The sequence below is a fragment of the Arenibacter sp. ARW7G5Y1 genome, from assembly GCF_003201775.1.
Taxonomy (GTDB): Bacteria; Bacteroidota; Bacteroidia; order Flavobacteriales; family Flavobacteriaceae; genus Arenibacter.
This window is the reverse complement of record NZ_QJJZ01000002.1, coordinates 204148-226100: the sequence shown is the minus strand read 5'-3', so window position 1 is coordinate 226100 and position 21953 is coordinate 204148. Positions and strand designations below refer to the sequence as shown.

Annotated in this window: 25 protein-coding genes; 8 read left to right on the top strand and 17 right to left on the bottom strand. The window is 39.6% G+C overall.

The annotated features are described in order from the left end of the window. Positions 1–351, top strand: coding sequence for a hypothetical protein (locus tag C7972_RS04175; RefSeq protein ID WP_110354976.1), 351 nt, complete (start codon positions 1–3; stop codon positions 349–351). Positions 352–462: 111 nt separating this feature from the next. Here the strand turns inward: C7972_RS04175 and C7972_RS04170 are convergent, their stop codons facing one another. Continuing rightward, a complete protein-coding gene (locus tag C7972_RS04170; RefSeq protein WP_110354975.1) occupies positions 463–927 on the bottom strand; it encodes a CBS domain-containing protein in 465 nt (154 codons plus the stop codon). 213 nt (positions 928–1140) lie between these two features. On the opposite strand from C7972_RS04170, the gene C7972_RS04165 reads away from it, so the two are divergent. From C7972_RS04165 to C7972_RS04150, 4 genes are all read left to right on the top strand, one after another. Then, the gene (locus tag C7972_RS04165; RefSeq protein WP_110354974.1) at positions 1141–3423 is read left to right on the top strand and encodes a M28 family peptidase; all 2283 of its coding nucleotides are present in this window, start codon (positions 1141–1143) and stop codon (positions 3421–3423) included. Next, a complete protein-coding gene (locus C7972_RS04160) occupies positions 3420–4229 on the top strand; it encodes an NAD-dependent epimerase/dehydratase family protein (protein WP_110354973.1) in 810 nt (269 codons plus the stop codon). Before C7972_RS04165 ends, C7972_RS04160 begins: the two co-directional genes overlap by 4 nt. Positions 4230–4351: 122 nt before the next feature. Then, on the top strand, positions 4352–4726 hold the full coding sequence (locus tag C7972_RS04155) for a hypothetical protein (protein WP_110354972.1): 375 nt from the start codon (positions 4352–4354) through the stop codon (positions 4724–4726). 136 nt (positions 4727–4862) lie between these two features. After that, positions 4863–5573, top strand: a complete 711-nt coding sequence (locus tag C7972_RS04150) for a hypothetical protein (protein WP_110354971.1) — start codon at positions 4863–4865, stop codon at positions 5571–5573. Positions 5574–5650: 77 nt separating this feature from the next. Here C7972_RS04150 and C7972_RS04145 read toward each other — a convergent pair whose 3' ends face one another. The 9 genes from C7972_RS04145 to C7972_RS04105 form a co-directional block, all read right to left on the bottom strand. Beyond that, the gene (locus C7972_RS04145; RefSeq protein WP_258364767.1) at positions 5651–6115 is read right to left on the bottom strand and encodes a nuclear transport factor 2 family protein; all 465 of its coding nucleotides are present in this window, start codon (positions 6113–6115) and stop codon (positions 5651–5653) included. 28 nt (positions 6116–6143) lie between these two features. Next, positions 6144–6638 (bottom strand): hypothetical protein, encoded by a 495-nt coding sequence (locus C7972_RS04140; RefSeq protein ID WP_110354969.1) that lies wholly within the window; start codon positions 6636–6638, stop codon positions 6144–6146. Between the two features lie 80 nt (positions 6639–6718). Continuing rightward, entirely contained in the window at positions 6719–8095 is a 1377-nt protein-coding gene (gene rimK, locus C7972_RS04135; RefSeq protein ID WP_110354968.1) for a 30S ribosomal protein S6--L-glutamate ligase, read from the bottom strand. A 120-nt stretch (positions 8096–8215) separates the two neighbouring features. Continuing rightward, positions 8216–8632 carry a VOC family protein gene (locus C7972_RS04130; protein ID WP_110354967.1) on the bottom strand — a complete coding sequence of 139 codons (417 nt, stop codon included), beginning with the start codon at positions 8630–8632 and terminating at the stop codon, positions 8216–8218. Positions 8633–8811: 179 nt separating this feature from the next. Further along, positions 8812–9594, bottom strand: a complete 783-nt coding sequence (locus C7972_RS04125; protein WP_258364766.1) for an RMD1 family protein — start codon at positions 9592–9594, stop codon at positions 8812–8814. A 3-nt stretch (positions 9595–9597) separates the two neighbouring features. Further along, positions 9598–9912 carry a hypothetical protein gene (locus C7972_RS04120; protein ID WP_110354965.1) on the bottom strand — a complete coding sequence of 105 codons (315 nt, stop codon included), beginning with the start codon at positions 9910–9912 and terminating at the stop codon, positions 9598–9600. Positions 9913–9915: 3 nt separating this feature from the next. Continuing rightward, positions 9916–10893: a deoxyhypusine synthase family protein gene (locus tag C7972_RS04115; protein WP_110354964.1), complete on the bottom strand. Its 978-nt coding sequence runs from the start codon at positions 10891–10893 to the stop codon at positions 9916–9918. After that, a complete protein-coding gene (speB, locus tag C7972_RS04110) occupies positions 10880–11824 on the bottom strand; it encodes an agmatinase (protein WP_110354963.1) in 945 nt (314 codons plus the stop codon). The genes C7972_RS04115 and speB overlap by 14 nt, the downstream gene beginning before the upstream one ends. A 20-nt stretch (positions 11825–11844) precedes the next feature. After that, complete coding sequence (locus C7972_RS04105; RefSeq protein ID WP_110354962.1) at positions 11845–13302, bottom strand: arginine decarboxylase; 1458 nt, start codon at positions 13300–13302, stop codon at positions 11845–11847. A gap of 462 nt (positions 13303–13764) precedes the next feature. Here C7972_RS04105 and C7972_RS04095 point away from each other — a divergent pair, with 462 nt between their 5' ends. Continuing rightward, positions 13765–14487, top strand: coding sequence for a hypothetical protein (locus C7972_RS04095; protein WP_110354960.1), 723 nt, complete (start codon positions 13765–13767; stop codon positions 14485–14487). A 121-nt stretch (positions 14488–14608) separates the two neighbouring features. Here C7972_RS04095 and C7972_RS04090 read toward each other — a convergent pair whose 3' ends face one another. The 7 genes from C7972_RS04090 to C7972_RS04060 all read right to left on the bottom strand — a co-directional run bounded on the left by C7972_RS04090 (position 14609) and on the right by C7972_RS04060 (position 19643). Beyond that, entirely contained in the window at positions 14609–15118 is a 510-nt protein-coding gene (locus tag C7972_RS04090; protein ID WP_110354959.1) for a hypothetical protein, read from the bottom strand. Between the two features lie 122 nt (positions 15119–15240). After that, entirely contained in the window at positions 15241–15555 is a 315-nt protein-coding gene (locus C7972_RS04085; protein WP_146216262.1) for a hypothetical protein, read from the bottom strand. Positions 15556–15673: 118 nt separating this feature from the next. Then, positions 15674–16105 carry a cyclic pyranopterin monophosphate synthase MoaC gene (moaC, locus tag C7972_RS04080; protein ID WP_110354957.1) on the bottom strand — a complete coding sequence of 144 codons (432 nt, stop codon included), beginning with the start codon at positions 16103–16105 and terminating at the stop codon, positions 15674–15676. Positions 16106–16107: 2 nt separating this feature from the next. Continuing rightward, positions 16108–16551 carry a molybdenum cofactor biosynthesis protein MoaE gene (locus C7972_RS04075; RefSeq protein WP_110354956.1) on the bottom strand — a complete coding sequence of 148 codons (444 nt, stop codon included), beginning with the start codon at positions 16549–16551 and terminating at the stop codon, positions 16108–16110. Positions 16552–16713: 162 nt separating this feature from the next. Then, positions 16714–17121 (bottom strand): DoxX family protein, encoded by a 408-nt coding sequence (locus C7972_RS04070; protein WP_110354955.1) that lies wholly within the window; start codon positions 17119–17121, stop codon positions 16714–16716. Between the two features lie 82 nt (positions 17122–17203). Further along, positions 17204–17677: a Crp/Fnr family transcriptional regulator gene (locus C7972_RS04065; protein ID WP_110354954.1), complete on the bottom strand. Its 474-nt coding sequence runs from the start codon at positions 17675–17677 to the stop codon at positions 17204–17206. A gap of 226 nt (positions 17678–17903) precedes the next feature. Beyond that, complete coding sequence (locus tag C7972_RS04060) at positions 17904–19643, bottom strand: phosphoenolpyruvate hydrolase family protein (protein WP_220020866.1); 1740 nt, start codon at positions 19641–19643, stop codon at positions 17904–17906. 214 nt (positions 19644–19857) lie between these two features. Between C7972_RS04060 and C7972_RS04055 the strand changes: the two genes are divergently transcribed. Both C7972_RS04055 and C7972_RS04050 read left to right on the top strand, forming a co-directional pair. Next, on the top strand, positions 19858–20712 hold the full coding sequence (locus tag C7972_RS04055; RefSeq protein WP_110354952.1) for a phosphoenolpyruvate hydrolase family protein: 855 nt from the start codon (positions 19858–19860) through the stop codon (positions 20710–20712). Continuing rightward, entirely contained in the window at positions 20705–21949 is a 1245-nt protein-coding gene (locus tag C7972_RS04050; protein WP_110354951.1) for a Tm-1-like ATP-binding domain-containing protein, read from the top strand. Before C7972_RS04055 ends, C7972_RS04050 begins: the two co-directional genes overlap by 8 nt. The last annotated feature ends 4 nt before the right edge of the window (positions 21950–21953 follow it).

Below are 21953 nucleotides of genomic sequence, written 5' to 3'. Positions count from 1 at the left end.
ATGGAAAAAAAATGCTTGGAATGTGGGGTTAAAATTTTGGGCAGGATAGACAAGAAATTCTGCTCGGACTATTGTAGGAATGCCTATAATAATAAGCTGAACAAAGACAGTAAAAACCTGGTCAGGAACATCAATAACCGCTTGCGCAAGAACTACAGAATCCTGGATAGCTATCGCCTAACCGACGGCAAAACCAAAACAACCAAGACAAGATTAATGGACAAGGGTTTCGATTTTGAGTATATCACCAATTTATATACGACCAAAAAGGGAACTACCTATTTTTTCGTATACGATCTGGGATATCTTCCGTTGGATAATGATTATTATATGATAGTGAAGAGGGAATAGCCCAAAAGTAAATGCCCCTGAACTATTTTTCAATATAGAACAAGGGCATAAAAATACATTGCATTCAATCTTATGAAAGCCATAAGCATCCACAGGAAACGAAACAGCTTCCTATTTCCAGTTATGTCCGCTTAATTTAAGGGCTGCTATTACAATATCCTTGCGACTTATCTGCCCCACCAATATGCCGTTTTTCATAACTGGCAATCTTCTTCTTTTATGCTTGTCGAAAATACCGGCAGCATCAAAAATGGACATATCGTGAGGTATGGTCTCTACCTCCTTTGTCATAAATCGCTCTACACTCTTGTCCAATATAGGCTGGTTAAAATAGCGGCTTTCCGAAATCTGTTTCATACAATCCGCTTCCGAGATGATACCCACCAAAAATCCGTTGTTATCCAATACAGGACCCCCAGAGATATGGTATTTGGCCAAATGTTCCATAACCGTTAAAATAGATTGATCAGGACTAAAGGTGACCAGCTTTTTTGTCATATAGTCCTCTACTAAAATGGGAGCATCAAATTCCTTTTTTACGACCCTGCGAACTCCCTGAAAACTTTTTATTCCCATATCGTTTATTTTTAGGTTAATTTGTAAGATAGTCTTTTTTAAAGAATTACACAACTATTTAATATTTAATCAGTTGTATTGATAAATATCCCTTAAAATTGTTCCATATAATTCAATATCACAACCTTTTTAAAATCATAATTCATTGGTTATAGCACAGTCCATCATGTAATACAGGGATAATTTCTTACTTTTAAGTTTTTACGACATATTATGAAGCGATATTCTTCTCCCATAACCCTTCTACTACTTTTGCTTGCCATTTATTGGAGCTTTGAAGCCTCTATGCCAAGCTACACTCCGGATGCCAATCTTGAGAATATTTCATTTTCAACGGATAGAGCACTGGTACATGTGAAAAACATGTCCGAAAAGCCACATGCCGTGGGTTTCCCGGCGCATTCAGAGGTTAGGGATTATATTATTTCGGAACTGACCAAGCTGGGATTGGAAACCACAACCCAACAAGGATATACCGCAGGGGACTGGGGCAATTTTAGCAGTGCTACCAATATATTGGCCCGGATAAAGGGCAGTGAAAAGGGAAAGGCCCTTCTTTTACTTTCACATTACGACAGTAATCCCCATTCATCTTTGGGCGCCAGCGATGCCACTAGTGGGGTGGCTACCATACTGGAAGGCGTGCGAGCTTTTCTAAAGCAAAACAGCCCTCCCAAAAACGATATCATTATCCTAATTTCCGATGCTGAGGAACTAGGACTTAACGGGGCAGATCTATTTGTAAACAATCATCCATGGGTAGGGGAAATAGGATTGGTTTTAAATTTTGAGGCCCGGGGCAGCGGAGGGCCGTCCTATATGCTACTGGAAACCAATAGAGGCAATGCGAGGGTCATTGATGAATTTATAAAGGCAAACCCGAAATATCCTGCGGCCAATTCCTTGGTCTATAGTGTTTACAAAATGCTCCCGAATGATACCGACCTTACCGTCTTCCGGGAAGATATGGACATAGAAGGCCTCAATTTCGCCTTTATTGACGACCATTATGACTACCATACCGCACGCGATAATTATGAGCGTTTAGACCGCAATACCCTTGCCCACCAAGGAAGTTATCTGATGCCCTTGTTAAAGCATTTTGGCAACTCTGACCTTACCGGTCTAAAAAGCCCAAACGATTCCATCTATTTCAATATTCCATTCTTTAGGTTGGTCTCCTATCCTTTCGATTGGATTTTCCCTATGCTTGCACTTGCCATAGTGGGCTTTTTAACACTATTGTTCCTCGGGCTAAGAAATAGTTCCTTGGAAATCAAGGAAATTGGAAGGGGATTTGTTCCCCTCTTCCTAATTTTGGCCATTAACGGGATCGTAGGCCATTTCGGCTGGACCGCACTTAAGAATATCTACCCGCAATATCAGGATATACTTCATGGTTTTACTTATAACGGTTATGCCTACATAGCGGCTTTTGTACTATTTTCCGTGGCAGTCGGTTTTTGGGCCTATCATAAAATTGGAAAGGCCAAGACACAGAACCTACTGATTGCCCCATTATTTCTGTGGCTTACTCTTTGTACCTTGGTCGCCATACATTTAAAAGGTGCCAGCTTTTTTATAATACCCGTATTTGCTTTGCTGGCCTCCTTACTCATACTAACACACCAAAAATCGCCCAGTCCGTACGTATTGTTATTTTTAACATTACCCGCCATATGGATCTATTCCCCTCTAATTAAAATGTTTCCAGTAGGTCTTGGCCTTAAAATGATGATTACCGCTACCCTTTTAACCTCATTGACCTTTTTCTTATTACTTCCCGTTTTTGGTCCCTTTAAAAACAAAAAACGCCTGGCCTATTTATTGCTCGTACTGTGTTTCGGTTTTCTTTTGTCCGCCCACTTCTCTTCTGGTTTTAATAAGGAAAATGCAAAACCCACCAGCCTGGTCTATATTCTCGATGCGGATAAAAACACTGCGCAATGGGCTACCTATGACCATGTCCTATCCAGTTGGACAGCACAGTACATAGATGTAAACAAAACACAGCCCAACAACGCCAACTACGATGCCCTAAGCAGCAAATATGGAACAGGGTTTAGTTACATATCCGAAGCCCCAGTAAAAAATATTGCCCCTCCTAAAATAGAAACTACCTTAGATACCATTATTGGGGACCATAGAAAATTGGAAATTTGTATTACGCCCCAGCGAAATACAAACCGTTTGGAAATATTTACGAATGATGTAGACATTATCGAGGCTCAAATAAATAAAATTGAACTATCCGACTACTATCTAAAGAACAGGAAAAACAATAAGTTGGTTACCCACTATATCAGCAATAACGATTATACCGAATTACAGATCACGATCCCCAAGGAGAGCGATCTGGAACTTAGCCTTTACGAGGCTTCCAACGATCTATTGAACAATCCATTGTTTACTGTTCCTCCCAGGCCGGAAGACAATATCCCCATGCCATTTGTTTTAAACGATGCCATTCTGATTAGCAAAAAGATAAGATTTTGAGTATAAAGATCGGCATATTAGGGTGTGGGTGGTTAGGTTTGCCACTAGCCAAATCCTTAATAGAGGGGCAACATACGGTATATGGCACTACCACCTCTGATTCCAAAATCAAGGATTTGCAGAAAGCCACTATCACCCCTTTTATAATTGATCTATCAGAGAATGGGATTATAGGGGATATCAATAGCTTTCTAGCAGAATTGGAACTGCTGATCATAAACGTTCCCCCAAAATTGCGCTCGGGCCCCATGGAGAGCTATATTAAAAAAATGCACCATTTATACCACAAAATAAAAAACACCACCTTAGACCGGATAATTTTCATAAGCAGCACCTCTGTGTATGGTGATGTGGCCGGACAGGTCACAGAAGACTCCCCTACCCGACCAAAAACAGAATCGGGCAGGCAACTTCTGGCCGCAGAAAATATTTTTTTGAACGACGTGCTCCTGCATACTACCATTATAAGGTTTGGGGGCCTAATTGGCCCTTCAAGGCACCCAGTAACATATCTTGCAGGAAAAACCAATCTTAACAATGGCAACGACCCTGTGAATCTAATCCATCTTAATGACTGTATTGGAATTATCAAGATGGCCATAAATGGGAAATGGAAAAATAAAGTTGTAAATGGGGTGTACCCCCACCATCCAACAAAGGAGACTTATTATACTTCAGAAGCTATAAAAAGAGGACTTTTACCCCCAAGTTACACCCAAGATTCAGAAAAAATAGGAAACAAAAGCATTGAAAGTAAGTATTTAAATGTTAAAACCTACCCTTTTAACACTTCAATTGTAGGTTAATACACCACACAATTTTGAACTTTCACAACAAAGTTACCTGCTTTAGGTTAAATTACATCCTTGATTATTAACCGTTTACCGATTAGTCCGTACCTTTAAGTAAACGAATAAATACAATTATCATGGAAAATTCAGGTCTAAAAACAAGAGTGCTTACCGAAATTGAAAACTTAATTTCCAAAAGCTGCTCCAAAAGCAAAATGTCCCAAAAATTTCAAAATCTGCATGTTGCCATATTAAAAAAATATTACAATGCTGCAGATGTATCCATAGATTACCACCGAAAAAGAGTCATTATGGATATTGTTATGGACGACAGCTGTTATGACCCAAAAAAAGTGAATTCTACCCTACCTATTCTTAGGGCAAATTTTCTTTTTAAGAATTTAAAGGAATTTTTAAGTTCCAGTTTGGACAAGGACAATGTGAGTATTGCATTTTATGCAAGACTTATTCGGGCTTACGAAAACAGGAATGTTACGCTCACCGTTGTTTAAGAAGGACCAACCCAACCATATTATAAAAAAGGATGCCGAATGGCATCCTTTTTTGTTAGCTATCCAAGGTTTAAGACATTCCTTAACAAATGGTTAGAAATAATTTACTAGTTTTGGCACACCAAAAATTAGAACAATGAAGAAAATAGTACTGATCCTCCTAGTAATGGTAGGATTTACGGCAAATTCACAGACAAAAAGTGAGTTGCTCAAGCATTATGAGGCCTATTATGACCAAATGAGACAACAGGGGGATATCAATGGAGTTATTAGCGCCATTACCCACTTAAACATACTTGCACCCAGTAAAGAGCGCAAGGACACCTTGGCGTACATTTATACCACGGACAATCAGCATTTACAAGCGTTAAACACGATTGGAATTGAAAAAAACGAATCGGACTCGGATTTGGCCGTACAGGTAAAAGCCATTTCTTTAAAGGCCTTGAACCAACCAAAAAGGGCTTTGGAACAGTTTGAAATTCTTAATAAAAGGGAACCAAATCCGTATTTGGCATACGAATTGGCAGATCTAAAAATTCAGACCGGTGACAATGAAGGTGCAGCTGCCAATATTGAGTTTGGGATTGCCAATGCAAAAGACGATATGAAATATGCCTTTTATGAAAGGCAACAACCATACGAAGTTTCTTTAAAGGCCGCATTTATCCACCTGAAGGCCCTGGTAGAATTCAATAAGGATCAGAGCAATATAGATGGTGCTTTGGCTACCATTGATGAAGCTTTAAAAATAGACCCCAATTTTAATTTGGCCAGTCTAAGTAGACAAGCTTTACAGTCTAGGAAAGACAAACTAGAGAATAAGGAAACCGAAACTAAGGAATAGTCCAGCAATTTCCGTACCGATTGCAATGGAGCATAAAAAAACCACTGTTCAGCAGTGGTTTTTTTATGCTTTTCAGTTTATTGCCTTGTCAAATCTTTGATAATACTATCATCCTTTTCCTGTTTCATCAGGATTATCTCGGAAACATTTTCATTGGGAATCACAAGAGACAGAACATAGTGGGCTATTTTCCACTCCCCGGACTCTTTCCTAAGTACCCCGGAACCCCTACATAGTTTCATTTGGGTATCCAATAATTCGTCGAACCATGCATAGTTCCCTTCCGTATCAATATACACTTGTCTCTCCACAGCTTTAAAGTTCCAAGCCTTACCCCTATCAAAATGAGGCTTTGCATAGGCCTTAAATTCTTCGATTTGCCAATTTTCGGAAGCATCGGTTCCAATAAACACAGCATCGGAAGTCATTAAATTAAAGTAGGCATCAAAATCGGCACTTCCCGCCGCTCTGTGCCAGGCATCAAAAATGTTCCCTATTTCCATTTTATCCCCTTGCATTTGGGACCTCATCTGAAAGGTCATAAGGATCATCGATATAAACAACAGGGTCCTACTCACTTAAAATCAAAATAGTGTCCAACTGGCTATTAACGATAACATTGAACTGGTTCCTAAATGCATTATAGGCGTCTATCATTTCTATGGTAGAAGCTTTGGTTCCAACCCTATACTCCAAATTCCCCTTTGTTTTAAGAATATAGGTCTTAAATACCTTTTGTCTGCTTTTAATCTGTGGCTTGTCAAATAATACGGGATAGGTAGATGCTTCCAGTGTTTTTTGCTTCTCGATCAAATCTTCAATGACCAATTCCAAATCCTCCCTATTCGCCACGCGATACAACGATTCAAAAGTGGTTTCCAAGACATTGAACTCCTGCCACTCTTTTATAAGTGCCATGGCCTCTGCATTAATTTCTTTGGGCTTGGGGAGCGAATCCACACTGAAAAAGACATCTGCCTTATCTTCCGTGGCCTCTATGGCTACCTGCTGTTTACAAGAGCCCAACAAAATAAAAACAATGACGTAAAGCAATATTCTTCCCATAGGGCGAAGGTACAAATTTTAATAAACGCCAGCTTCTGCAGCATTTATATTTAACTAGGTTTTAATTCAAAAATCAGCTACTAACCATTAAATTTAATCTTACTCTCTATTGCCCGGATCATAATATTGGCAATATCCTTTCCAGTAGCATTTTCAATACCCTCCAAACCTGGCGATGAATTAACTTCAAGTAGTAAAGGTCCTTTGTTGGAACGGATAATATCCACTCCGGCAACGGCTAGGTTTAAAACTTTGGCCGCCTTTACGGCCAACTTCCTTTCTTCGGAAGTAATTCTTATAATGGATGCCTTCCCGCCTTGGTGCAGATTTGCACGGAACTCACCCTTTTCAGCTTGCCGCTGTATTGAGGCCACAACTTTTCCATTTACCACAAAACAGCGTATATCCTGGCCGTTTGCCTCTTTTATGAACTCTTGCACCAAAATATTGGTCTGCACACTTTTAAAGGCATTGATAACACTTTCTGCCGCCTTGTTTGTTTCTGCCAGTACCACTCCCTTGCCTTGGGTACTTTCCAATAATTTTATAATCAAAGGTGCCCCATTGACCATCCTGATAAGATCTTTGGTATCCATGGGAGATTTGGCAAATCCGGTAATGGGGATATGTATGTCGTTTTTGGAAAATAATTGGGATGCGAACAATTTGTCCCTGGATTGGGTTATGGCTTCCGCCGAATTTAAACAGTACACCCCAAGATTGTCGAATTGCCTTATCAAAGCACAACCGTAAAAGGTAACCGCCGGTTTTATCCTGGGTATAATGGCATCGAACTCATTTAATATGTTCCCACCCCTATATCTTATCTCTGGGGAATTGGCATCCAATTTCATATAGGCATGCTCCACATTTAAAAACACCATATCGTGGCCCAAAGCCTCACCGGCTTCCATTATTCTCTTGTTGCTATACAATAATGGGTTACTGGCCAACAATGCAATTTTAAGCCCTGTTTTTTCTTTAAAATGGGAAGCATATTTTTGGCTTATTTCTGCTGCTGTAAACTCCCCCATAGTGAAACTTACGGCTGGGTTTACCACAAAACGTTCATTGAGCGCCTCCCTTCCCAAAAGCATACGATATTCCATAGTATCCCTATTGGCCAAGGTGAGTTCTATCTCAAATACAAGACTGCCAACACGTACAGGGGTCCTTATAACATACCGTTCCTCCGATATCCCCGAAGAACTCTTTACTGTTCTACGGTCTACCAAACGTGCCTTGCAATCTATATTGATACCCCTATTGTCCTGAAGGGGATTAACCTCGAACTTTACCCATTCATGGGCCCCTTTGGTAAACACTTTTATATTATTTGCCTGTATGGAGGAGGTTTTTGCCCCGGAATCTACCCTAGCCTTTATAGCGGGAATCTCCAAATCCTCAAATACACACCATTCCTCGCTACCAATAATATCCAGGTCCTTATACTTCATTTCTATTTCTATATTTTCTTTTTAATTAATTGCAAAATAAAACCCTTGACCCCCGGGAATCAAAAATAAATGATTATTAAATTATTAAACAGCAGTATATTTTGGCTAAAATCCTAAATATCAGGATAAAAATACTTCTTTCTGCTTTTTAAAACATTTAAATTCTATCATATGACCATTGGGATCCTGAATAAAAAAAGACTTGTGCTCGCCTACCTTGTCCTTTAAAAAAACTACTTCGGTCGTAAGATCGTAATGCGACTTTGTTAATTTGGCATACAAATTATCCCAAGTGCTTTCATCCACTATTACTCCAAAGTGAAAAGAAGGCAATACTGTATCTTCAAACTTATAAGTCTTAAATGTAAAATTAAAATTACCGGCTTTAGTGAAGGTAATCTGATTTCCAAACAAATTGATATCCAGCCATCGGGAAGAGTGTCTTCCCAATTCGGCACCGATAACGTCTACATAGAAATCCTCTGTTTTGCTTATACTTAGACAAGGCAATGACATGTGGAAGGGTGCATTTTTCATCTGCTTATATTTAATTCTTATTAAATGAGGGTTTCCCGACACCTTTATCGGGTGCAATTCGCCTTACATATCCCCTCCCAATTATCATCGTGAGGTTTCAAGAATTATTTAGGCCAAGTATAATGCGCCCATTTTAATCTTGATGCTTTAACTAAGGTAGTAAAAAGATCAATTACAATTTACCTCAACAATCTAAATACAAAAAGATCCAAAACTTCTACCAGGATCAGAATAATAATGACCCACTCCAACCTACTGCTTTCCCTATGGTCCCAGATATCTTTAAAAAGCTCTAGGTTTTCCTTAATGATCCCCAATTGTTCGTGTATATTCCTGTACCTGATCTTTAGGTCAAAAGTTTGCTTTAGTTCCAGGTTTAATCTGTTCAGCTGCTCATTTTCCCAAGTACTGTCCGGCTCATCAAAAATATACAGGTTTTCAGATATCTGATTTTTAATATTCAATACCTTCCCTATAAACCGCCTGAGCTTGATGCCCGAAATATTGAGCCTTCCCTTCTTTTCCAAATATTGGGTATGTTCATTGGTTTCCTCCAATAACTGCTGTGTAATTTCAGAATATTGGTCCAAGGCCACCGATTGGGAAGTATTCAACATTACCAATCTAATAAACTCGGCATCAAAACTGGGCAAGATTACTTTATCGAAAGCCACCTTTTGGTGGCCTTCGATTATTTCTACTTGCATTGTTTCTGTAAATTGGGGAGTATTTTTCTCTTTGGTAATGGTGGATAGAGCGTCTAGAATCTTCGATTTTTCATCCTCGGAATGATTAAAAAAGGATATTAGACCGTATTGAAAGATATAAACGAATTTTTTTTCGCCATTTTTCAAATAGAGTTCATCACTGTCCGAAAACAATATTTCCAATGGCAATTGGGATTTGCATTGCCTAATATTGATCGAAGATGCTATATGAACGGCAACAACCTCAAACATCATTGGTTAATCATCGTCATCCTCTCCCTCTACTCCTTCCAAATCCACATCTGGAATGGCCTCTGGATCGTCATCATCAAAATCCTCATAATCGTCCTCATCGTAATTGGCCATTGTTTTTTCCAACTTGGCGCTAATCTTAACCAGGTATTTGGTATCCTCGGTGGTTACCTCAACGGCCTCAATACGCTCCCCTTGTGCATTCTTGAAGGAGATGATATTAAGATCGTCGTACCCATCTGGATACTTCTCAACCAAAAGTTTCAAAACTTCAGGAGTAAGTTTTTTAAAGTCTACAATAACTCTTTTTAAATTGTCCATATACTACATGTCTAATAGGTATGCAAAAATTAAGGGCGCAACAATGGTTGCATCACTTTCAATAATAAACTTAGGGGTGTTTATATCCAATTTTCCCCAGGTAATTTTCTCATTTGGCACAGCACCCGAGTAGGAACCATAACTTGTGGTAGAGTCACTTATTTGGCAGAAATAACTCCAAAACGGTGTATCGGTCCTTTCAAGGTCTTGGTACAACATAGGCACCACGCAGATTGGGAAATCTCCCGCAATGCCACCACCAATCTGAAAAAATCCGATCCCTTTTTCAGAATTGGCGGTATACCAATCTGCCAGAAAGGTCATATATTCAATCCCAGACTTCATAGTACTGGCCTTTAACTCCCCTTTTACCACGTAAGAGGCAAAGATATTCCCCATGGTACTGTCCTCCCAACCTGGGCAAACTATGGGCAGATTCTTTTCAGCAGCGGCATACATCCACGAGTCCTTGATATCTATCTCGTAATATTCTTCCAAAACCCCGGAAAGCAACAATTTGTACATAAACTCATGTGGCAAATATCTTTCTCCGGCGTCCTCTGCTTTTTTCCAAATTTCAAAAATATGCTTTTGCAGTCTTCGGAATGCCTCATGCTCCGGGATACAGGTATCCGTTACCCTGTTTAAGCCCTTCTCCAATAGATCCCACTCGTCCTGAGGGGTTAGATCTCGGTAATTGGGCACACGCTTATAATGCGAATGGGCCACCAAATTCATGATATCCTCTTCCAAATTGGCACCTGTACAGGAAACGATATGCACCTTATCCTGCCGGATAACCTCGGCAAATATTTTTCCCAATTCTGCTGTACTCATGGCTCCCGCCAGGGAAACCAACATTTTGGACCCCTGCTTTAGCTGGTCTTCATATCCCTTTGCAGCATCCACCAAAGCGGCCGCATTAAAATGTAAATAATACTTTTCAATAAAATTGGAAATTTCCCCTTTAGTCTTCGTCATCGTCGAATTTTAAAATGTTATTGCCTCCCACTTTGGAATCAACGTCATACGTATTGTCGTATTCATCCCCTACTGCCTCGCTCATAAACTTATAGCTCAGCATTTTATAATATAATTTGGCCGCAAGGAAATCGGAAGATTTATCCGTATTATTGGGACAAAGTTCAACAATATCAAATCCTACCACATTTTTATCCTCAAACACCTGCTTTAGAAACTCCAAGGTCTCATAGTAAAACAGCCCCCCTGGCTCCGGAGTGCCGGTAGACGGCATAATGGATGGGTCCAATGCGTCCAGGTCAAAAGTTATAAAGACATTGTCCGTCATTAGATCTATTACCTTATCTGTCCAATATTCATCGTTAACCATATCATGGGCAAAAAAAGTTTTTTCCTCATCCATAAAGGTTTTTTCAATGGCATCCATACTACGTATCCCAACTTGAACAAGGTTGGTGGTCTGACTTGCCTCATGAACAGCACAGGCGTGATTGAATTTACTGCCATCGTATGATTTCCTTAAATCTGCATGTGCATCTATATGCAACACGGTAAGGTTATCAAAACACTCATTAAAAGCCCTAATGGTACCTATGGAGATAGAATGTTCGCCTCCGAAAAGGGTAACGAACTTATTGCGTTTTATATACTCCTTGGTAACCCTGTGTACCTCATTGACCATAGCCTCCGGAGAACTGTCCTCATCTATGGAATTCGCCAAATATATCCCTTGCTGATAGACTTCCGTATCGGTTTCTATATCATACAATTCCATATTTTCCGACGCTTCCAAAAAAGCCTTTGGCCCTTTGTTCGCCCCTTTTCCCCAGGTACTGGTTCCATCATAAGGCACAGGAATTAAAACTACCTTTGCCTTTTCCAATTGCGCAAACTCGTCTGGTATGCCAGCGTAATTGTTAGTTGTGTTCATTTGTTTAAAGTTTATTGATTTTAAAAGTCAGATTTAATTTTCTGCTCAACGGGTTCGCTAACTTCACTATTGCCGCTAAGATTCATTTCATATCCCAAAATTTTAAGCAGATCCTCTGCCTTTTGTTGTTCACTAAATAATTTGGTCGTTATATTTCCGTTTTCGTCCTTATCTATTAAAATATGTTTCGGATGCGGTATTAAACAATGCTGCAACCCGCCATAACCCCCAATGGTCTCCTGATAGGCACCTGTATTAAAGAATCCAATATACAGCGGTTTATCCTTTCTGTACTTGGGCAAATAAATGGCATTCATATTTTGCTCGCTATTGTAATAGTCATCACTATCGCAGGTTAGTCCGCCCAACAACACCCTTTCATATTCATCTTGCCAACGGTTAATGGCCAACATAATAAAACGTTTATTAATGGCCCAGGTATCCGGCAAGGTGGTAATGAAGGAAGAGTCGATCATATTCCACTTTTCCCGATCGTTCTGCTGCTTCTGATATAGTATTTCATAAATGGCACCACCACTCTCACCTACCGTAAAACTACCAAATTCGGTAAAAATATTTGGGACTGCAACATCCGCTTCCTGACAGGCAATATTAATTTGGTTTATGATCTCATCTATCATGTACTGGTAGTCGTAATCAAAAGCCAAAGAGTTTTTAATGGGGAAACCACCACCAATATTGAGGCTGTCCAAGGATGGACAAATCTTTTTAAGCCTTACGTACACCTTTAAACATTTCACCAGTTCGTTCCAATAATAGGCATTGTCACGAATACCGGTATTAATAAAAAAGTGTAGCATTTTCAATTCTACCTTGTCATTGTCCTTAATTTGGTTCTCGTAAAAAGGTACAATATTTTTATATCCTATCCCCAATCGAGAAGTATAAAATTCGAACTTTGGCTCCTCTTCGGATGCAATTCTGATTCCCACCTTAAAAGTATCATTGATGACATCGGACAAAAGGTCAATTTCCTCGTAATTATCAATAATGGGAATACAATTCTGGTGACCTTGATTTATAAGATTAGCTATGTTGACAATATATTGATCCCTTTTAAATCCGTTGCATATGATATAGGTATTATCCTTGATCTTTCCGTTTTCCTTTAATTTTTCAACAATATTAATATCAAAGGCCGAAGACGTCTCTATATGGATATCATTCTTTAATGCCTCGTTCAAAACCGGCTTAAAATGGGAACTTTTAGTACAATAGCAATAGTGGTATTTGCCTTTGTAATTGTTTTTCTCCATGGCTATTTTAAACCATTCCTTTGCCTTGTTGATATTTTCCGAAATTTTAGGCAAATAGGTAAACTTCAAAGGACTACCATATTGCGCTACCAAATCCATAAGGGGTATTCCATGGAACTTTAGGTTTTCACCATCCAAAGAAAACTCTTCCTGTGGAAAATAGTAGGTCTGATCTATCAGATTAATGTACTTCGTGTTCATTTAAATAAATATATGAATTGTAAATAAGTAAATAGCATCGCCAAATGCAAATAATATTGGAAATTATAACTAAATCCCTAAACAATTATCTGCTTTTCAGTGGTAGGAATAAAAAAATAGTCATGCTGACTGCACACTATGGAAGAAAAATTTGGAACACCAAGCAAACTCGGGCTACCTATACCGTTAAATTTCAGCGACATAAACCTTGCTGCTGCCAGAAATCCAAATTTGTAAATATGGTTCATTATACTCAACTAGATGCTAATATCAATATAAAATTTAAGGCTAAATTGATGTGACAAATGAAAACAAAAAAAATGAAAAAACAAGCGTTTTAAAAAATTTTACGTCGAAGTAAAAAATGAATTTTCCAAATAGTAAAAAATTAACTAAAAATTAAACCCAAAGCGTTGATTTTTAACCTTTTCTTGACTATTTTTAAATAAAAACCAGATAGTTATGAAGCTTAAAAAAATCAATATTTTTATTGGCCTTGCCCTCTTCCTCACTTTTTTCAATACAATTACGGCCCAAATACCGGCCAACGTTTATCATTTTGAGGAAAAAAACAAGGATGGCACCCTTCATCACGAGCTGAAATTGGACGCGGATTATTACGTACATACCATCTATAAAGAGTCGCCTGCAGAATTTATAAAAACGATGGGGGGATACTACTCTACCTCTGGCAATAAGCTGATGGTTGACCTCGAGTTTAACTCCAACCATAAAGAAGATAAAATTACCAGTATAAATATTCCCTATAGGCTACAAAAAGGGAAATTGATACTCCAAGGCACAAAGCCTATGACCTTTACGCCCACCAAACTTGGCACCCAGGATTTGGACGGCAAGTGGTTAATGACCGGAAGGGTAACGGAGCAAGGGGAGCAAAGAAGGGATACGTCCAGACCAAGAAAGACTATGAAATATTTGTTGAACGGTCACTTTCAATGGATTGCCTATAATACCGAAACCTTTGAATTTTTTGGCAGCGGGGGCGGAACCTATAACGCTACCAATGGCAAATACATAGAAAATATAAACTATTTCTCCAGGGACAATTCCCGGGTGGGAGCGGCGCTATCCTTCAATTATGAGTTAAACGGCAAGGATTGGCACCATACCGGTAAAAGCAGTAAGGGCGACCCCTTAAATGAAATTTGGACAAAACGGGAGTAATTCTAAATCCTTTGCCTGCAAAAATATATGGCATTAAAAAGGGCAATCTGCATTCCGAAAAGTCTATTTTCCAAAATACAGATTGCCCTTAACTATGTTAACTAATAAAAAACCTAGGAAATTAGGCCACCTTGGCCCTTTCTATAGTTGCTTTTAAAACACCATTAATGGCAGTATTCCATTTTTCGGCCCGGACAAGTTCATAATCCTCCATGTAAATACTGTTGATGTCATAAAAGTTAAGGGTCTTGGCTGCTAATTCAGTATCTAAAAAACTAATCTCCAAATCCAATTTTTCCAAAACCAACTCCTTCTTGTTTTTGGACTTGACCACGTGGGTCTTCTTTACTATTTTGACATTTGAAACTGTATTGAGATCAATATTTTCCAGCGCCACAATGCCATCAAATACTTTTGAAAAAACAAGTTTCTTATTCTCTGAATCCAGGCCAATGAAAGTATTGCCCCAGCTTTCCTTTAAATCGAGTTTCAGTTTTGATTGTACCATTAAGTTTTTAATCTCCTTGGACATTATTTTTAAATCCCCTTTTCCCGATTTATTGAGGACTACAAAAGGTATGATGGTGCAAAGCACCAATAAAGCTGATACCAACAACATTGATATATTCATAATATATTTTTTTATAATTATTCCATTTATTAATTGTCTTCCCTCCAGCCATAACCAATGTATGCCATGGGGGAATTTCCAAAATTGGTTATTCTGGAATTTTGTGCGACTAATGGAAAAACTTATAAAAAGGTGTGAAAGGGGTAGATAATGGTTAGCGCGTCCAAACTAGCAATAATTTGGACCTCCCTTTTTAGGGACATAAGCTCCTTTTCCTTGAGTACGGAAAGGCAACTTATAGTACTAGGGGAAAATAAATTGAGATTGGGCCTTAGCTCGTTAACTGTTGGCAATTGATAATTGCCATCCGCCAGGAGCATAGTATGCCCAGAGTTCGGCATCTGGTAGCTTAGATGATGATCCGTTTGGATCTCACCCTGAACCCCGGCCTTAACTTCTTTGGCCTCCTTGGTGGTAGCCATAGAGACCTGGCCCATAGCTAATAAAAGTATAAGCGCTAGAATCCTAAAAAAAAGCAAGTGCCTTGTTTTTTTCACACCACAAAGATATGCACAGATTCTCTTAAGTAACTGTTAAATATTATTGACTGGAAAATTATAGGTCGCTACCTATATCGGACTTACCTCCCGTTTTTCTCAATAATTTAATATTCTGTATTTCGATGCCCTTGTCTATGGGCTTTAGCATATCGTACATATTTAGGGCCACTATGCTGGCGCCGTGCATGGCCTCTACCTCAACGCCGGTTTTGTAGATAGTCTTCACCGTAACCAAAACCGTAATCCGAAGACCGTCAATAGCATAGGAAATATCGGTAAATTCTATAGGTAAGGGATGACAGTCCGGCAAAAGGTCTGCCGTCTTTTTAACCCCCAATAAACCGGCCGCTTTGCTCATGGCAAACACATCGCCCTTGGGCACGGTTTTATTATGTATTGCGCTAATGGTATCTGCCGAACTTACTTGAACTATAGCTTGTGCTACAGCTGTACGCAAGGTTGCTTTTTTATGGGTAATATCTACCATTTTTACTTATTTACTTTCCATTGATAGGAATTATCCTCAAACAGTTCCTTACCAAAAATGGGAACCTGATTTTTTATCTCTTCCACCACATGGTGCATGGCCTCAAAAACTTCTTTTCGGTGTGGCGATGACACAAAAACAAAGAGGCATATTTCTCCCGCATTTACCTTACCCAAACTGTGGTGGATGTGCATACAGCTTAAGTTAAACCTGGCAAAGGTAGCTTCCCTGATTTCGTGGAATTTCTGATTGGCCATTTCCTCATAGGCCGTATATTCTATAGCGGCCACTTCCTGCCCATCAATTGGATCTGCCCGTACCTGGCCCAAAAAGATATCGTGTGCCCCAATAGTGGTTTTGGACTGGTGCTTTGCAATGGAATTGGCAATGAACTCCGGGCTTATTGCTCCTGACACAAATATATTTTTAATTTTGCTCTTCTCCATAGGCAGTAAATTTAGGAAAAACAACCCGAAGTAGTAGCAATGGGCAACTTGAATCTACATGCCAATACATTGGACAAATCCCTTAATACCTCTTATGGGATGTTGGCAACTTTCATTGATATCATACTTAAATTGTAAAGGAGCAATAAAGAACCGTGTTTTTTACTTGGCCAGAATTGGTGTTTTTTTACTCCTGCCCCAAGCAATAAATAAAGCAATTGCAAGTAATACAATATTCATTCCGATAGCGGAAAATTCACCTTGTGAGGCATGAAATCCAGCAGCCAATACCATTACTGCAGCAAGACCAAGAGCAGCCCAAACAGTTAAAAAGGTTTTGAATCGAAAAATGGAAGGTATTATTAAACCTAAGCCCCCTAATAATTCACTAATTCCAATAAAGCGTACCAAACCGGAGGAAACCTCCGTTACCCACGGAACTGATTCCGCCAATACTTCAATAGGCTGGGATGCCTTCATTAAACCCGCCATGATAAACATAGCTGCCAATAATCCCTGTGCAACCCACAATACTATATGAATTGCCTTGTTGTTTTTTTGATTTGTCATTTCTCTTATATTTATTTGATGGCACAAAACTCCCTCATTTGGAGAACCCCTGCCTTGATGTACATCAAGAAATGAAATAGGCTTATTTTCTTTGGGTTAGTTGATGTCGAACACGACTCAAAGCTTCGGGTGTAATTCCCAAATAAGAGGCAATCATTTTTAGAGGTACCCGTTGGATAATGTTTGGATAGGTTTGAACAAAATGTTCATATCGCTCCAAAGCATTGGAACTCATTAACATTATAATCCTGGCCTGCATTGTATTTAATCGTCTCAACAGAGCATCAATGTCCGGACCTCTTTCCATTAACTCCTCTTTGGAAGCCACTGTCAGGACAGCGTCCTCAATTACATCTATATAAAGTTGGCAAGGGGTGTTGGACTCGCAAATATCGGCCACTAACCAGTTTTCCGGTCCAAACATATAAATGTGTTCCTTCCCTTTATCATCAATAGAATAGCTACGCAGTAAACCACTTTCAACAATATACGCCTTAGTGTTTATATCTCCTTTGCGTTGTAAAATATCTCCCTTAATTACAGTTATTTGTTTCATCAGTAGTTCATTTTTGGATGGGTCAAACTTGGTGCAAAATAAAATGAATCTTTGCTAATCGCCATAAACCATAATACTTTGGCCACTTTTTTTTTTTTTGGCTTCAGTCAAAGAAGCTTTAATTGTGTATAAGAAACATTAAACAAGCTATCTACAGGATACTTCAATTCCTATCCTTTTTCTTTTTCTTCCTCCAAAGGATATAAGAGATGACCCATTTAACGGACTAATTATTTGATTCAAGCCATTGGTAAAGTGTTTTGCGACTTATACCCAATGCCAGTGCGGCCTTGGATTTATTATATCCTGCCTCGATCAAGGCTTTTTGCGCTTTTTGGTATTTATCCAAGGTTACCACCTGTTGAGGGAAAGTCATTTCTCCAAAAAGCGTGGAATCCCCTTGTAAAATTGGGCTATCCTCAATTAATGAATGTCGTGTTACCACCTGTTCCAGTTCCCGAACATTTCCGGGCCAGTAATTACTTTTGAGCTGATCCATAAAATCTTTGGTAGTACCCAATAATTTTTTGTCAAATTTTATGGAGAGTTTATTGAGTATGTTTGCTACCAATAGGGGAATATCCCCTATTCTTTCCCTTAGGGGGGGAATGCTGATCGTAATGGCACTGAGACGAAAGTATAAATCCAATCTAAATTTATCCTCCTTAACAAGTTCCTCAAGGTTTTGGTTGGAGGCACAAAGAATTCTTACGTCTACGGGAATTGGTTTTTGCCCCCCCAGTGTAACAATCTCCCCTTGTTGTATTACCCTAAGCAAAGCAGCTTGGGCGTGTGGACTTAAATCGGCTATTTCATCTAAAAACAGTGTCCCTTTATTGGCAAGTTCAAATTTGCCCAACTTTCGATATGTGGCCCCGGTAAATGCTCCTTTTTCATAGCCAAAGAACTCACTTTCCACAAGAGTATCGGGAATAGCGGCACAATTGACCGTAATGAACGGATTGTTTTTCCTTGAACTGAGCATATGGATTTGAGTGGCCACAAGTTCTTTACCTGTACCGGATTCACCCCCAATACACACATTTACATCATATGGGGCGATCTTCTGTATTAATTTGAACAGGTTCTTCATTTTTGGCGAAGACCCGATTAAGGTTCCGAATTTTTCAGGATGATTCGTTCCATGATCTTCCAGAAATATACTTTTAAAGCTTCTTACCCTGGTGTTGACAGTTTCCACTACAGGGAAACGCTCAAAAACCGACCCTCCCGCATAACCCTTTATCGGAACTTGTTTAAAAAACTCTACAAAATCTTCAGGCTCAGTGATGGAACCGCCATAAATGAGGGAAAAGGGTTCGCGTCCCGATTCATGTACTCTAGACAACATCTCTTTTGCCTTGGTAATGGACAGTTGTAATTGATTGCGTTTTTCTATGGTATCCTGAATTTCAAAAGTAAGTCCTACATTAAGTATCAATGCATCAACACCATTTTTTGCAAATATGAAAGCTTCTTCGGCCGACAGGGCAAAACCGAAGGTAACAAACCCAAATTCCTTTGCCTGTTTCAGCATTTCCACTTCACTATATATGTCGATTCCTTCCGCATCCAAGTGGGACCTAAAATTACCATCAATGAATCCAACTGCTGGCCAATTTGTTATGCCTTCCACCCCAAGTTCCTTTAACCTATCCAATCGGTTTCTAATGGGCTGGGTAGAATCAGCGGCAAAAACCCCAGCCACCACAGGAGTATTTTTTGTATGAATCAGGATATGTTGTCTCAGCAATTGTTCGGTTTGATCATTTGCGTTACCGTATGGCATAAAGGCCGCAAGGGAACCGAAGCCCATGTTTCGATACAACCCTGCATTTAGGGCTATTATCATATCGGCTCCTGAGGCCACTGCGGACTTGGTTATTTGACCATTTCCGGCCACCACTGAAATGATGGGCGATGAGATTTTTGAAGTATCCCGAACAAGATTTTTTAGTGAAAACACAGCCATTCAAAGTTTACATAAAATGTTACCTTTATAGATACAAAATGTTAACTAAGGTAACACTTCTTTTTCGTTAAAATTGTAAAAAAAAATTAAAATTAAAATAATTGAAATATTAAATATCTGATAATAAGTAATTTATATATTTAACAGATATACAGATTAGAAATGGAACAGTTATTGCCAATTGGGAGTAACTTAACGTTTTAAAAAAATGAATACACAAACTAGAATGGAGATTCTTGAGAGTCTCAAAGAAAAAATCGCCCAAGGGCAACCCATAATCGGGGGGGGAGCCGGCACAGGAATTTCCGCCCAATGTGAAGAAGCGGGAGGTATAGACCTTATCGTTATCTATAATTCCGGTCGCTATCGGATGGCAGGCAGAGGTTCGTTATCAGGTTTATTGCCTTTTGGCAATGCCAATGACATTGTCAAGGAAATGGCTTATGAAATCCTTCCAGCAGTAAAACATACCCCCGTATTGGCCGGGGTTTGCGGGACAGATCCATTTATGCTGCGGGATTCATTTTTAAAGGACCTTAAAAGAATGGGGTTTGCCGGTATTCAAAATTTCCCAACGGTAGGTTTGATAGATGGGGGATTTAGGGCCAATTTGGAAGAGACCGGTATGAGTTATATGTTGGAAGTAGAACTTGTAAAGGCAGCGAGAAGTTTAGAATTACTAACGACCCCCTATGTATTTAACCCCACTGAAGCCAAGCTAATGACCGAAGCTGGTGCGGACGTCATAGTTGCGCATATGGGGCTAACCACGAAAGGAAAAATAGGCGCCCAAACTTCCAAATCCATGGAACAATGTGTATTGGATATTCAGGAGATTGTCGACACTTGTAAAAACTTGAACAAGGAAGTCATAGTATTATGTCATGGTGGTCCCATTGCAGAACCTGAGGATGCCCAATATATCATGGACCGGGTAATAGGGGTCGATGGGTTTTACGGAGCCAGTTCAATGGAGCGACTCCCTACCGAAACGGCCATAACCAATCAAATCAAAAGGTTTAAACAAATCAGCTTTAAACAAAACAAGCCAAAAAATGTCTAAAAAAATTGTAGTCATTGGTGCTTTTGATACTAAGGCGATCGAATACAAATTCGTGATAGACCTTTTTATAAAAAGAGGATTCCAAGTAATTACTATCAATACCGGAGTTATGGGTGCTACCGATCTATTTCAAATTGATATAGACGCCCAGGAAGTAGCAAGGGCTGCCGGAACCGATCTCTCGACCCTTCGTGAAGCAAATGACCGGGGCAAGGCAATTGCAGTTATGTCCAATGGCGCCAGTGAGATAACCAAAGGTTTACACACAAAAGAGCAATTTGACGGCATAATAGGAATGGGTGGCACGGCAGGTACAAATATGGTCACGGCCGCCATGAGATCGCTGCCCTTCGGAATGCCCAAAATATGCATCTCTACAGTAGCATCCGGGGATGTTGGCCCCTACTTGGGGACCAGTGATATTATTTTGGCACCCTCCTTGACCGATATAGCCGGGATAAATACCATAAGTAAAATTTTCCTGACCAATGCCGCAGCTGCATTGGCAGGAATGCTTGATGTAAAATTGGAAATCGAGAAAGGAAAGCCCATAGTTGCTGCCTCCATGTTTGGAAATACCACGCCATGTATCGATCGCTGCCGCGATATGCTCAGTTCAAAAGGTTTTGAGGTCCTCATATTTCACGCTACTGGAGCAGGTGGCAAAACCATGGAAAAATTGGTTAACGATGGAGTCATAGAAGGTGTATTGGACCTGACCACCACTGAATGGGCCGACACCTTATGTGGCGGGGTCTTCGACGCAGGAAATGAAAGGCTTGAAGCCCCAGGAAAAATGGGCATCCCCCATCTTATAGCCCCGGGATGCATTGATATGTGCAATTTTGGAAGCCCCGAAACCATCAATTCAAAGTACAACAACCGATTGTTCTATCAGTGGAACCCCAATGTTACTTTGATGAGGACCACTGTAGACGAAAACCGGGAACTGGGAAAAATATTTGCTCAAAAGGCCAATGCTGCAAAGGGAAAAATAGCATTTGTTATACCGACCAAGGGGTATTCTATGCTCGATTCAATAAATGAAAAAGATGAACCACAATTGTTTTGGGATCCACAGGCGGACCAAGCATTTCTGGATGCTTTAAAGAGCAACCTCAGTCCTGAAATTGATATTGAAGAAATTGATGCCAATATTAATGACCCGATCTTCGCAGAAAAAGCAGTTGAAAAATTTTTGGAAATGATTTACACTAAACGAACCAATGAAAAATAGCCTT

Bases quoted from the DNA above. Each gene is read 5' to 3' on its own strand.
- C7972_RS04175 (WP_110354976.1), top strand. From the start codon at position 1: ATGGAAAAAAAATGCTTGGAATGTGGGGTTAAAATTTTGGGCAGGATA.
- C7972_RS04170 (WP_110354975.1), bottom strand. From the start codon at position 927: ATGGGAATAAAAAGTTTTCAGGGAGTTCGCAGGGTCGTAAAAAAGGAA.
- C7972_RS04165 (WP_110354974.1), top strand. From the start codon at position 1,141: ATGAAGCGATATTCTTCTCCCATAACCCTTCTACTACTTTTGCTTGCC.
- C7972_RS04155 (WP_110354972.1), top strand. From the start codon at position 4,352: ATGGAAAATTCAGGTCTAAAAACAAGAGTGCTTACCGAAATTGAAAAC.
- C7972_RS04150 (WP_110354971.1), top strand. From the start codon at position 4,863: ATGAAGAAAATAGTACTGATCCTCCTAGTAATGGTAGGATTTACGGCA.
- C7972_RS04145 (WP_258364767.1), bottom strand. From the start codon at position 6,115: ATGACCTTTCAGATGAGGTCCCAAATGCAAGGGGATAAAATGGAAATA.
- C7972_RS04140 (WP_110354969.1), bottom strand. From the start codon at position 6,638: ATGGGAAGAATATTGCTTTACGTCATTGTTTTTATTTTGTTGGGCTCT.
- rimK (WP_110354968.1), bottom strand. From the start codon at position 8,095: ATGAAGTATAAGGACCTGGATATTATTGGTAGCGAGGAATGGTGTGTA.
- C7972_RS04130 (WP_110354967.1), bottom strand. From the start codon at position 8,632: ATGAAAAATGCACCCTTCCACATGTCATTGCCTTGTCTAAGTATAAGC.
- C7972_RS04125 (WP_258364766.1), bottom strand. From the start codon at position 9,594: ATGATGTTTGAGGTTGTTGCCGTTCATATAGCATCTTCGATCAATATT.
- C7972_RS04120 (WP_110354965.1), bottom strand. From the start codon at position 9,912: ATGGACAATTTAAAAAGAGTTATTGTAGACTTTAAAAAACTTACTCCT.
- C7972_RS04115 (WP_110354964.1), bottom strand. From the start codon at position 10,893: ATGACGAAGACTAAAGGGGAAATTTCCAATTTTATTGAAAAGTATTAT.
- speB (WP_110354963.1), bottom strand. From the start codon at position 11,824: ATGAACACAACTAACAATTACGCTGGCATACCAGACGAGTTTGCGCAA.
- C7972_RS04105 (WP_110354962.1), bottom strand. From the start codon at position 13,302: ATGAACACGAAGTACATTAATCTGATAGATCAGACCTACTATTTTCCA.
- C7972_RS04095 (WP_110354960.1), top strand. From the start codon at position 13,765: ATGAAGCTTAAAAAAATCAATATTTTTATTGGCCTTGCCCTCTTCCTC.
- C7972_RS04090 (WP_110354959.1), bottom strand. From the start codon at position 15,118: ATGAATATATCAATGTTGTTGGTATCAGCTTTATTGGTGCTTTGCACC.
- C7972_RS04085 (WP_146216262.1), bottom strand. From the start codon at position 15,555: ATGGGCCAGGTCTCTATGGCTACCACCAAGGAGGCCAAAGAAGTTAAG.
- moaC (WP_110354957.1), bottom strand. From the start codon at position 16,105: ATGGTAGATATTACCCATAAAAAAGCAACCTTGCGTACAGCTGTAGCA.
- C7972_RS04075 (WP_110354956.1), bottom strand. From the start codon at position 16,551: ATGGAGAAGAGCAAAATTAAAAATATATTTGTGTCAGGAGCAATAAGC.
- C7972_RS04070 (WP_110354955.1), bottom strand. From the start codon at position 17,121: ATGACAAATCAAAAAAACAACAAGGCAATTCATATAGTATTGTGGGTT.
- C7972_RS04065 (WP_110354954.1), bottom strand. From the start codon at position 17,677: ATGAAACAAATAACTGTAATTAAGGGAGATATTTTACAACGCAAAGGA.
- C7972_RS04055 (WP_110354952.1), top strand. From the start codon at position 19,858: ATGAATACACAAACTAGAATGGAGATTCTTGAGAGTCTCAAAGAAAAA.
- C7972_RS04050 (WP_110354951.1), top strand. From the start codon at position 20,705: ATGTCTAAAAAAATTGTAGTCATTGGTGCTTTTGATACTAAGGCGATC.